This is a genomic window from Desulfobulbus elongatus DSM 2908, from assembly GCF_000621145.1.
Classification (GTDB): domain Bacteria; phylum Desulfobacterota; class Desulfobulbia; order Desulfobulbales; family Desulfobulbaceae; genus Desulfobulbus; species Desulfobulbus elongatus.
Window position 1 is genome coordinate 178,620 of the sequence record NZ_JHZB01000004.1, and the last position, 11,025, is coordinate 189,644.

Sequence of the window (11,025 nt, forward strand, 5' to 3'; positions counted from 1 at the left end):
GCCCGCAACGATGCGCAAGAGTGAGTGGTAACATGGCCGCCGTCGACTCCGCCTTTCTCGATCTCCATCGCCTCGACCACCTCGCCGGCCGGGATTCGGTGGTGCACCGGCTCGACCCCCGGGTCAAGGTGCTGATCACCCTGACCTTTCTGATCTGCGTGGTTTCCTTCGACAAGTACGCGATCGCCGGCATGCTGCCCTTTGCCTTCTTCCTGACCCTGGTCCTCGGCCTGGGCGGCATCCCGGCCGGTTTTGTCCTGAAGAAATTGATCCTGGTCGCGCCCCTGGCCCTCCTGGTCGGCCTGTTCAATCCCGTCTACGACCAGCAGCCCCTGATGCAGCTCGGCACCCTCACGATTGCCGGCGGCTGGCTCTCCCTGTTGTCCCTGTTGCTCCGCTTCTGCCTGACCGTCGGCGCCGTGCTGGCGCTGATCGCCACCACCGGCTTCAACGCGGTCTGCATGGCCCTGGAACAACTGGGCATGCCCAGGGTCTTTGCCGTGCAGTTGCTGCTCCTCCACCGCTATCTTTTTGTGCTTGTGGAGGAAGGCCGGCGGATGGACCGGGCCAGGAGGCTCCGTTCCTTTCAGGGCCGGGGCTTGGAGATGCGGACCTTGGGCCCGCTGCTCGGCAGTTTGCTGCTCCGCACCCTGGATCGCGCCCAGCGCATCCATCTGGCCATGCGCTGCCGGGGCTTCGACGGCACCATCCGCACCTGCCGGCCATCGCGCCTGACCGGCCGCGACCTGCTGGTGCTGGCCCTCTGCGGAGGCGCGCTCCTCGTCCTGCGTGCCGTTGATGGCCCGCTGCTCCTGGGCCGGCTGGTGACCGGTCTGATCGCATGAATCCGCCTCTCGTCGAGGTCTTGGACCTGACCCACACCTACCCGGACGGCACCGAGGCGGTGCGCGGCGTCTCCCTCTGCATCCGTCACGGCGAATCGGTGGCCGTGGTCGGCGCCAACGGGGCCGGCAAGTCGACCCTGCTCCTCCACCTTAACGGCTCCCTGATTCCGCAGAACGGCACGGTACGCATCGGCGATTATCCGCTCGCCAAGGCCACCTTGGCCGATATCCGCCGCACGGTGGGCATGATTTTCCAGGACCCGGACGACCAGTTGTTCATGCCCACCGTGGCCGAGGATGTCGCCTTCGGCCCGCTCAACCTGGGTCTGCCGCCGGACGAGGTCGAGCGGCGGGTGACCGCGGCCCTGCACCGCGTCGGCGCGGCCCATCTCCGGGACCGCCCGCCCTACAAGCTGTCCGGCGGCGAAAAGCGCCTAGCTGCCATCGCCACCGTGCTGGTCATGGCGCCCGACATCCTGATCATGGACGAGCCCTCGTCCAGTCTCGATCCCCGTGCCCGGCGAACGCTGATCGAACTGCTGGCCGGGTTCCACCACACCACAATCATCGCCACCCACGATCTCGATCTGGTGCTCGATCTCTGCACGCGGACCATTGTCCTGCGGGAAGGCCGGATCATGGCCGACGGCCCCACCCGCGACATCTTCGCCGACGAGCAACTGCTGGCGGTAAGCCATCTGGAAAAACCGCTGCGCCTGCAAGCCTGCCCGGTGTGCGGCCGCGACGCGGAGAGTTGATCTCTACGGAGAAAAACGAACGCTTCTGATCGGATCGCCCGATCAGGCAAGACGGCTACAGCCCGGCCCGAGCAGGCCACTGGTGCCGCCCGGTCCCGGCTGCACCCGGATGCGGACGTCGATACGGTCGCGGAGCTGCGGCACATGGGAGATGATGCCGATCAACTTGCCGTCCTGGCGGAGCTCGGCCAGGGTCTGGAGGGCGATGTCCAGGCTTTCCTCGTCGAGCGAGCCGAAGCCTTCGTCGAGGAAGAGGGAATCGACCCGGACGGTGTGGCTGGCCATGGCGGACAGCCCCAGAGCCAGGGCCAGGCTGACCAGGAAACTCTCGCCGCCGGAGAGGTTGCGGGTGGAGCGGATCTCCCCGGCCTGGTAGTTGTCGATCACCTGCAGGGCCAGGGGTTCCCCGGGGTCGCGGAGGAGCAGGTAGCGGTCGCTCATCCGGCGCAGCTGGCGGTTGGCGTGACTGATCATCACCTCGAAGGTCAGGCCCTGGGCAAAGACCCGGAACTTTTTGCCGTCGGCCGAGCCGATCAGCAGGTGGAGCAGTTCCCAGCGCTCCAGTTCCTTCTGCTGCGCGGCCAGGGCCTGCTGCCGGGCCGCGAACTCGTGCCGGTGCCGGTCGTTGGCCGCCAGCCGTTCCCGGCTGGCGCCGATGTGCTGCTGCACGACCTCCAGTTCGCGACTGAGTTCCGCCTGTTCGGCCAGCACCTCCTCCCGGTTGCGGCCATCCTGGCGCTGCTCCTCTTCCCGCATCAGGGCGGCCTTCTGTTCGGCCCGCCGGGCGGCGAGTTCGGCCTGCTCCCTGTCCAAATCCTGTTTGCGCGCATCCAGGGTGGCCAGGGTCGCCGGCGGCATCAGGGCAGCCTCGAAATCGTCCAGACCGGCGAAACCGGTGCCGGGCAGCAGGTCGAGCAGCCGGGCCTGCTGCGCCTGGCTCGCGGGCACCAGGATCGCCAGTTCTTCGGCGATAAGCCGCGCCTGCTCCTCCAGGCCGTGCACCTGCCTGTCGGACTCGGCCAGGCGGGCGCGGACCGCCCGTTCCTGTGTTTTCGCCTGCTCCACCTCGGCGCGGAGCCGCTGTTCCTCCACATCCGGATCGCGGTCGTCGTACTGTCCGTGCCGTTCTGCCTGCAACCCGTCGACCTCGCGCGTAAGCTCCGCCAGGTGCGCCGCCTGCTGCGCCAGGGATTGGTCGATGGCCGTGAGCAGTCGGTCGAGCGTGCCCTGATCCGCCCGCACCCGATTCTGCTGCGCCTTGAGCTGCTCATCGCTCGCCTGCTGTTCCTTCCAGGTTTGCAGGCGGGCTTCCAGGTGGCGGAGCAGAGCGTCGGCCTGGCCCGGCGACACGCCCTCGATCCCCAGGGGCTGCAATTGATGGACAAGAGCGGTGCGGCAGGCCGCCAGCCAGGAGCAATCGTCCCGGACCTGCTGCTCGAGCCGCTGCACCTCGGTGTCGATGGCCGTGGCATCGTGGCGGGCTGCCTGCGCCTGCTGCTGGAGATCGTGGTGGCGGGCCGTGACCTGTTCCCCCTGGGTGCGGGCCGCGTGCAGCTCATCTTCCACTTGGTCGATCGCCTGCACCCGCCGGCGCAGCTCCTCCACCTGGTTCGCTCCCTGTGCCCGCAGCCGGATCGCCTCGTCGGCCGAACCGAACAGGGCCAGCAGGGGCGACAGCCGCGCTGTCCCTTCGTCCTGTTTCTGCCGTGCCCTGGTTAGGGCCAGGTCGGTGTGCTCGATGTCCCTGGCCAGTCCGGCCAGCGTTTCCCGGACCTTGGCCAAGGTCGCGCCCGCTTCGTCCAGGTCGGCCCGTGCCCGGACGACCGCCTCCTCGTCGTCATCCGGCACTGGCTGTTCCTCGGCCCAGGGATGATGGGTGGCGCCGCACAGCGGGCAGGGCGCGCCCGGACGCAGGTGTTGGCGCTCCTCCTCGAAGGTCCGGATGCGCGCGCTCAACTGCTGGTTCCGTTCGCACTGCCGCAGCAGATCTTCCCGGAGCTGCCGCTGTTCTTCCAGCCGGCGGAGTTCGTCCGCGCAGTGTTGCTCCTGCACCCGCAACTCCTGACGCGATCGTTCCAGGTCGGCGAGTTCCGCCGCAAGGGCCTGCTGCCCGGACAAAAGATCGGCGGCCAACTCCAGTTGGCGCCATCGCTCCATCTCCCGTTCCACCTGTTGCCGCCAGCCGGACAGGTCCTGTCCGGCCAGGAGCCTGTCCCGCTGTGTCAGCAGGTCCTGCTGCCGTTGCCGCGATTGGGCCAGTTCCTCGGCTGCCTGGTGCAGTTCCCGCTCCAGACGGGCAGTCCGCTGCTGGGCGTCGACGCGGGCAGCGCATCGGGTCGCGAGGGTCTGCTCCAGAACCGGCAGTTCCTTTTCCCTGGTGTCCAGTTGCTGCAACTGCTGGCGCAATCCGGCCAACTGCTCCACCAGCAGGCCATCCTGGCCATGGTCGCGGAAGAAAACGGCCAACCGTTCCTGTTCAGCCGCGATTTTGGTACGTTGTTGTTGCAGATCGCGTTGCTGCCGCAGGGTCTCGTCCCGCTCCCGCTCGCTTTGCTGCCGGGTGGCCCGGTGCTGTGCCATGACCTGGCGCTTTTCGTAGAGCCGGAGGTCAAGGGCGCGGACGGCGGTGATCGTCCCGGCTTCCTGCTGTTGGCGCGCCGTCGCTGCCGCCATCGCCTGTTGGGCCTGATCATGGGCGGTGGCAATCCGGTGTCGCTCCTGCCGCAGCCGGCCCAGATCGACGCGAACGGTGGCCTCCCTGGCGCGCAACACCGCGAGCCGCTCCTCGCTCTGGCGCCACTGGGTGTGCTCGGCCAGCAGGGTCTGGGCGCGCCGGCCCCGATCGAGCCGGTCCAGGTCCGCCTGGGCTGCTTCCCGGCGGCGGGCCCAATCCTCCAGCAACCGGTCCGTTTCGGCCAGCTGAGTATGCAGCGAGGCGATGGCCGTCAGCCGGTGCAGGGTCTGGTTCAAGCGGTCCAGCCGCTCCCCCAGCGCCGCCGCCGTGGCCTGTCCCGCGCTGATTGCGGCGGTCAGCTCCCGTTCTTCGGCCTCGTCGAGCAGGACGATCCGCCCCATGGCTTCCCGCAGCAGGGCGGTCTGTTGCCGCTCCGCACCGGTCCGTTCGTGCACGGCCATGGAGATGCGCGAATAGATGCCGGTTCCGGTGATCTGTTCGAGGAGCGGCGCGCGCTGGTCGGCATCCGCTTCGAGGAAGGCGGCGAAATCGCCCTGGGCCAGGAGGATCGAACGGGTGAATCGGTCGTAGTCCATGCCGGTCACCTGCTCCACCAGCCGGCCGACCTCCTTGCTCCTGGTTTCCAGCACCTTGCCGGTGCGGGCGTCGACAATCTCGTGTTTGGGGGCTTGCAGTTCGCCGCTGGGGCTGCGCCGGGCCCGGTGCTGGGCCCAATGGCAGCGAAAGCGGCCCTGGCCGGTCTCGAATTCGACCTCGGCGAAGCAGTCGCCCGTCCGTCGGGCCATGATCTCGTTACTGCCCTTGCTGATGTGGCCGAGGCGCGGGGTGCGGGCGAACAGGGCCAGGCAGATCGCGTCCAGGATGGTCGATTTGCCGGCGCCGGTGGGGCCGGTGATGGCGAAGATGCCTGCGGCGGCAAACTCGGGCGCGGTGAAGTCGATGGCCCAGGAACCGGCCAGGGAGTTGAGATTGCGCAGACGAATGGCCAGGATTCTCACGGCTGGCCCTCCGACCCGCCCTCTTCTGTGCCGAGGGCGTCGACGATCTCGGCAAAGGCGGCGCGGAGCACCTGCCGCTGCGCCTCCTCGATATTGTTCGTCTGCAGGCAGCGCTCGAAGACCTCGCTCACGCTGAGATCGTCCAGGGATTCGATGTCCTGAGTCTGCCGGAGCACGTAATCGAAGATCCGGTTGTTGCGGATGCGCAGCACGGCCAGCTCCGAACCCTCCACCGCTGCCAGCAGCTGTTCACGCAGGTCGGGGATGGCCCGGTCGCCCTCGTACACCAACTCGATCCAGGCGGAGTTCTGCGCGGCTCGCAACCGCTCCACCTCCCGCAGGAGGAAGGGCAGGTCGCCGCGCAGCGAGGCCAGGGGCTGGAAAAGCGGCACCTTGATCGGTTCCACGGCGAAGTCGCGGCCGCCGGCGGTGAGCAGCAGGACCTCCTTGGTCGAGTCGGCCTCGGCAAAGCTCATCGGCAGCGGTGCTCCGCAGTAGCGCCGGCTGGGATTGCCGGCCACCATCTGACCGATATGGAGATGGCCCAGGGCCAGGTAATCGATGGTTTCGGGAAAACAGCCGGCCTCGATCCGATCGAGCCCGCCGACGGCCAGATCGCGCACGCCGTCGCCCTCGACGGTCCGGCCGCCGGCGACGAAAAGATGGCCCATCGCCACCAGCGGCAGGTCGGCATCGATGGCACGGCGCCGCTCCTCGGCCATCAGGCAGAGATTTTGGTAGTGGACGCGGACCGCCTCGCGCTGCTGCCGGCCCTTGTCCTCAAGGGTTTCTCCGGCCACGGCCTGGCGGACGTCGCGGTCGCGGAGATAGGGCACGGCGCAGACCAGCAGCTCGGGCGCGCCCCGAGCGTCGCCCAGCAGGAGGAGCTCCCTGTCGGGATCGTCGCCGGCCATGCCGACCACATGGATATCCAGCTGGCGCAGCAGCTCGCGCGGTGCCTCCAGCAGGGCGGGGGAGTCATGGTTGCCGCCGATGATCACCACATGCCGGCAGGACGAGGCAGCCAGACGATGGAGTAGCCGGTAGTACAGCGCCTGGGCCCGGCTGCCCGGTGTGGTGGTGTCGAAGATGTCGCCCGCCACCAGCAGGACGTCGATGGCCTGCTCCTCGATCAACCCGGCCAGCCAATCGAGAAAGCGGCCCTGCTCCTCGTGCCGCTGCCGGCCGTGAAAGCGGTGGCCCAGGTGCCAGTCCGAGGTGTGGAGAAGACGCATGCCCTCGGGCCGGGAATCAGTAGGCGCTGATCTTGGTGTCCATGGTGAAGGCCTCGCCCGCCACCTCCTTGACCAGGGCCTGGCCGACGATCACCGTCTTGTCGTCGAAGGTCAGGGTGGGGCCGCCGTGGAGCTGCCAGCCGCGATTGAGCTTGTCGGACACCCGCTTGCAGAAGGTTTCGTCGTCCGGACCGGTCAGACAGGTATACAGTTTCATGTTCGCACCTTTGATGTTGCCAGTATAATAGTCACAGCCGCCAGGGCGGCGGCTCTCCGACCAGCCACTATACCATTGATCCGCATGGAGCACGACAGATGAAACCATTTCCTTTTGACCCGTTCCGCGACCGCTTGAGCCGGGATATCCGCAACGAACTGTCCGCGTCCCTGCTGCGCTGTTTGTCGGCGCAAAGCCTCGCGCCCGCCCGCCAGATCGCCGACCGGTTTCTGGCCGACGACCCGGGACCGGAACAGGTCGCCTATATCGGCGACCGCCTGGAGCGGTACGGACGCTTTCTGGTGCAGGTGGCCGAAGGGCCGGACGATGCGCTCTGGCGGAGCCTGGTGCTCTGGGACCTCGGCCTGCTGTTCGAGGTCCACGAGATCCTCGAACATGCCTGGCTGCGGGCCGAGGGAACGGAAAAGAGTTTCCTGCAGGCAATGATTCGGGCGGCCGGGGTGTATATCAAGGGGGAGTTCGGTTTTGCCGAGGCGGCGGCCAAGATGGTGGCCAAGGCCCTGCCGGTGCTGGTCGCCAACCGCGATCGCCTCTCGCCGTATATCGATCCCGAACGGTTGCTGGCAGCCCTGCGCGCGCCGTCGGCGTCACCGCCGCGGCTGCTCGCCTGATTGTTTTTCGGACGCGCGGTCGGGCAGGGTTGACGCCGACCAGGATTTCCGGGTAAAATGGCGCTGCTTTGCCATGAGCGGTTGCGCCCGTAGCTCAGCTGGATAGAGCATCGGACTTCGAATCCGAGTGCCGGGGGTTCGAATCCCTCCGGGCGCGCCAGAAATTCAAAGGGTTAGGGATAAATCTCTAGCCCTTTTTCTTTTTTTGGTGCATTCTTGGTGCACTTGAAAATAAGAAGCCACAACAAGTAACCATGGCAGGCAATGCCGGGACGGCTTTTTTTTGAGGTGCACCATGGCGAACATTCAGGAGATCAAAGGCAAAAAGGGGACCAGATACCGTGTGCTCATCAGGCTAAAAGGATGTCCGGCCCAGTCCGCCACCTTTGCCCGGAAGACCGACGCCAAGAAATGGGCGGCGGAAACCGAGAGCGCGATCCGCGCCGGCCGCTACTTCAAGACCGTCGAGGCCAAGCGCCATACCGTCGCGGAAATGATAGACCGATACATTGCCGACGTTGTGCCGAACAAAAAAGATCAGGTCAATACCACCAACCAGCTGCTCTACTGGAAAGCTCAAATCGGCCATCTCGTCCTTGCCGACGTGACCACTGCCAAAATCGTTGCCGGCCGGGACCTGCTCTTGAAGGAGCCGTACACCATCAGGAAGACGGTCGGCGCGAGCGTGGCCACCGAACGCCGCCGAAGCCCGGCAACCGTCAACCGCTATATGGCTGCAATCTCGCATTGTTTCACCGTCGCCGTGACCGAATGGCAATGGTTGGAAGTGAACCCGGCGCACGGCATCAAAAAACAGGGGGAACCTCGGGGACGCATCCGCTTCTTGTCCGATGACGAAAGAGAGCGCCTTCTTGCCGCCTGCCTGGCCAGCCCCAACCCGTTGCTCTACCCGGCTGTGGTGCTGGCGCTCTCAACCGGTATGCGGCATGGCGAGATCATGAATCTGACCTGGGCGGATGTCGATTTTGAAAATCAGCGGATCACTTTGCACGACACCAAGAACGGTGAACGCCGGGTCGTGCATCTGATGGGAAAGGCCCTCTTACTCCTGCAGGAGCTGAAGACAAGAAACCTGCGAGGCGGCAGCCACCTGGTGTTCCCTGGCAAAGCAGCCCTGAACAACGGCCCGGCATCGATCCGGACAGCCTGGTTGACGGCATTGAGGAAAGCTGAGATCGCCGATTTTCATTTCCATGACCTGCGGCATTCCGCTGCTTCCTACCTGGCCATGAATGGCGCGGCGCTGCTCGATATTGCCGCAATCCTCGGGCACAAGACCTTGTCCATGGTGAAGCGGTACAGCCATCTTTCCGATTCGCATGTCGGTGGAGTGGTGGCCGCGATGAATGAGAAAATTTTTGGGGAATAGAAGGGTTCGCCGCAAAGAAACCCCTTGTTTTGAGCTAGGGGAGGATTGTTTACGTTTCAAGAATTTGCCGGACATCCTGCATCTTCAGCATCAATGTCATTTGATCTACGGGCGATTGAGTAAAACCATGCCGAAGGTAAAATCCTTTGGCTTTTTCCGATAATGCATGTAATGCATGGACCAGCAGAGCGCGAACCCCCACTTGTCTGGAAACATTGTAGGTCCGAAGCAATGCATCTCGCAGCAACCCGAGGCCAACACCCGATTTCTGCCATGTACAATCAACGGCCAATCGAGCCAATACCATTACCGGAATGGGATCAGGCATTTCACGTCTGATTTTCCCTGGAGCCTGCTGCCGTAATATGCTTCCCGTGGCTAAAGCATAATAACCGACCACCTCCTTTTCGATGCATACAACAAAAGTCCTGGAAGCGCCAGACAGCTCGTTTTTTAACGCCTGCTGGCGAATCCATTGATTAAGGGAAGAAATCCCACAATCAAAGTTGTCAGCGGTATGCACCGCTTCAATGGGTGCCGGGGCTGTCAGCTTTCCCACGGCGCTTTCTTCGTTAAAAGTTTACGAAGTGCCGGATTGTCAGCAATTGGGGCTTTCATTGCTGATTCGAAAGCATCGAAATCATTTTCACTGAGATGGAACAACCTCCTATCCAGTAAAACATTCTCTGCCTCTTGGCAGGCCGCTTCAAGCATGAAGTCGGAGCGGGTTTTGTTTCGCACTGCCGCAGCCTTGTCAATCAAATCCCTTTGTGCACGCAAAGCACGAATATTGATGGACGCCTCACGAGTTTCCACATGCTGCATAAGAACACCTCCCCTGTGTATATGATTAATATACGTCAACGTGTGCTCATTGTCAACACGTAGAGCTTAAGCGTCGGGAAGATTGGACCGATCGCCTTTTCGCATGTCGGAGGAGTGGTGGCCGCGATGAATGAGAAAATTTTCCGGGAGTGACCGGGGCGGAGAATAGTATATGCGCAGAAGAATAACCATCACCCTCAATGAAGAGGTTTACGACGGGCTTCACCGGCGAGTCGGCAAACGGCGCATGAGTCAGTTTATAGAGGATCTGGTGAGGCCGCATGTAGTGGATACCGCCCTTGAAGCTGATACCAGGCGCTAGCCGCTGATGAACAACAAGAAGCCGAAGCTTCAGAATGGTGCAATGCTCTTATTGGAGACGTGGCGGATGAAACATGGTGAAGTCTGGGGGGCAGTGGCGCCATTGTTCGACGGGCTCTCGGAGCGCGCTAAACGGTGCTGTGGCCGCTCCAAGAGAAAAAGAAGGGTGTTCGCGCTGCCGGGGGTAAGGGGCGTTCTGGGGGCCTTGTAGACCCCTTCCTGGTCGATTTCTTCCTCTGGTTAGCCGGAGCTAAGTTCTGATTGGTATCAAAACATCAGACCTGGCATGCCGACTGAAAGAAAAAGAGTACCTTGTTAGATAAAAAAAGTCATGCAAGTATGAGAGAGAGCGTCTCTCGCAAGCACATGGATTGACCAACAAGGAGAAAGCTATGCTTAGTCTCAGATTTCCGGATGATATTGAAAAAAAACTTGATGTTCTGGCAAAAAAAAAACGGGTAGAACGAAAAGTTTTTACGCCAAGTAAGGTCAACTTCGCAAGAGAGTCAATATGAGATGGAAGGTCGATTTCAAATGACGCAATTGAAGAAAAATACTCTGCAAAGCGTGGGTAAAAATGGAGGTTATATGGACAAAAAATGCTGATATCGACCGTGAAAATATTTTGAATATATCGTATTTCATAATCTGAATGCAGCGGTACGGCTCGACACGCTTTTCATCAACAGTGCTTTATTGCTTTCTGATAATCCATCGCTCGGGAAAGAAGGTCTCGTTGAAGGAATATAAGAATTTTTTCCTCACAGAAATTACAGAATGGGGAGCATCCGACAGTTATGCGCATCATTTGATCCTTTTGAGCGTAACAGCGCTATACTGCGGCTGTTTTCTGTTAACGGCCTGATGCATCTCAAAAACATCGTCGAATTTTGCATTGTATTTGGCGCAGCGCAGCTTGAGCACATTATTGGCGTTGTCAATCTTCCACCAGGCCCCCGAACGTTTCAGTCGCACGTGGCAGATAAACTTGTTGGCACTCTCAATAGCTCCGCTCCCCAGCGGATAACCGCCACGACGTAATTTGCCGTAGTCAATGCGCGCCTTGTTGCCCTTGAGATACCCGACAAGTTTGGCGCGTGCTGTTTGCG

At 62.5% G+C, this 11,025-nt stretch carries 9 protein-coding genes, 1 tRNA gene and 2 pseudogenes; 6 read left to right on the forward strand and 6 right to left on the reverse strand.

Features of this window, described 5'->3' with window-relative positions; all coding sequences use genetic code 11:
- Nucleotides 1–32 precede the first annotated feature (32 nt).
- Together cbiQ and Q362_RS0103725 are read left to right on the forward strand one after the other, a co-directional pair.
- Nucleotides 33–845, forward strand: a complete 813-nt coding sequence (gene cbiQ / locus Q362_RS0103720; RefSeq protein ID WP_028317590.1) for a cobalt ECF transporter T component CbiQ — start codon at nt 33–35, stop codon at nt 843–845.
- A complete protein-coding gene (locus Q362_RS0103725; RefSeq protein WP_028317591.1) occupies nt 842–1,603 on the forward strand; it encodes an energy-coupling factor ABC transporter ATP-binding protein in 762 nt (253 codons plus the stop codon). The genes cbiQ and Q362_RS0103725 overlap by 4 nt, the downstream gene beginning before the upstream one ends.
- Before the next feature lie 42 nt (nt 1,604–1,645).
- Here the strand turns inward: Q362_RS0103725 and Q362_RS0103730 are convergent, their stop codons facing one another.
- The 3 genes from Q362_RS0103730 to Q362_RS0103740 are packed head-to-tail and all read right to left on the reverse strand — an operon-like array spanning nt 1,646 to nt 6,748.
- On the reverse strand, nt 1,646–5,296 hold the full coding sequence (locus tag Q362_RS0103730) for an AAA family ATPase (RefSeq protein WP_028317592.1): 3,651 nt from the start codon (nt 5,294–5,296) through the stop codon (nt 1,646–1,648).
- Entirely contained in the window at nt 5,293–6,531 is a 1,239-nt protein-coding gene (locus Q362_RS0103735; RefSeq protein ID WP_028317593.1) for an exonuclease SbcCD subunit D C-terminal domain-containing protein, read from the reverse strand. The genes Q362_RS0103730 and Q362_RS0103735 overlap by 4 nt, the downstream gene beginning before the upstream one ends.
- 16 nt (nt 6,532–6,547) lie before the next feature.
- The gene (locus tag Q362_RS0103740) at nt 6,548–6,748 is read right to left on the reverse strand and encodes a DUF1737 domain-containing protein (RefSeq protein WP_028317594.1); all 201 of its coding nucleotides are present in this window, start codon (nt 6,746–6,748) and stop codon (nt 6,548–6,550) included.
- A 98-nt stretch (nt 6,749–6,846) separates the two neighbouring features.
- Here Q362_RS0103740 and Q362_RS18975 point away from each other — a divergent pair, with 98 nt between their 5' ends.
- The 3 genes from Q362_RS18975 to Q362_RS0103755 all read left to right on the forward strand — a co-directional run bounded on the left by Q362_RS18975 (nt 6,847) and on the right by Q362_RS0103755 (nt 8,770).
- Nucleotides 6,847–7,380 (forward strand): DUF309 domain-containing protein, encoded by a 534-nt coding sequence (locus Q362_RS18975; protein ID WP_035215431.1) that lies wholly within the window; start codon nt 6,847–6,849, stop codon nt 7,378–7,380.
- An 83-nt stretch (nt 7,381–7,463) separates the two neighbouring features.
- Nucleotides 7,464–7,540 (forward strand) — tRNA-Arg (locus tag Q362_RS0103750).
- 135 nt (nt 7,541–7,675) lie between these two features.
- The gene (locus Q362_RS0103755) at nt 7,676–8,770 is read left to right on the forward strand and encodes a tyrosine-type recombinase/integrase (RefSeq protein ID WP_028317595.1); all 1,095 of its coding nucleotides are present in this window, start codon (nt 7,676–7,678) and stop codon (nt 8,768–8,770) included.
- A 49-nt stretch (nt 8,771–8,819) separates the two neighbouring features.
- On the opposite strand, the gene Q362_RS22695 is transcribed toward Q362_RS0103755, so the two are convergent.
- Complete coding sequence (locus Q362_RS22695; RefSeq protein ID WP_084312248.1) at nt 8,820–9,329, reverse strand: GNAT family N-acetyltransferase; 510 nt, start codon at nt 9,327–9,329, stop codon at nt 8,820–8,822.
- A complete protein-coding gene (locus tag Q362_RS0103760; protein WP_028317596.1) occupies nt 9,317–9,595 on the reverse strand; it encodes a type II toxin-antitoxin system TacA family antitoxin in 279 nt (92 codons plus the stop codon). Before Q362_RS0103760 ends, Q362_RS22695 begins: the two co-directional genes overlap by 13 nt.
- Before the next feature lie 172 nt (nt 9,596–9,767).
- Between Q362_RS0103760 and Q362_RS24815 the strand changes: the two are divergent.
- A pseudogene (locus tag Q362_RS24815) lies at nt 9,768–9,997 on the forward strand (addiction module antitoxin).
- Nucleotides 9,998–10,720: 723 nt separating this feature from the next.
- Here Q362_RS24815 and Q362_RS18980 read toward each other — a convergent pair.
- A pseudogene (locus Q362_RS18980) lies at nt 10,721–11,025 on the reverse strand (hypothetical protein); the annotation flags it as partial.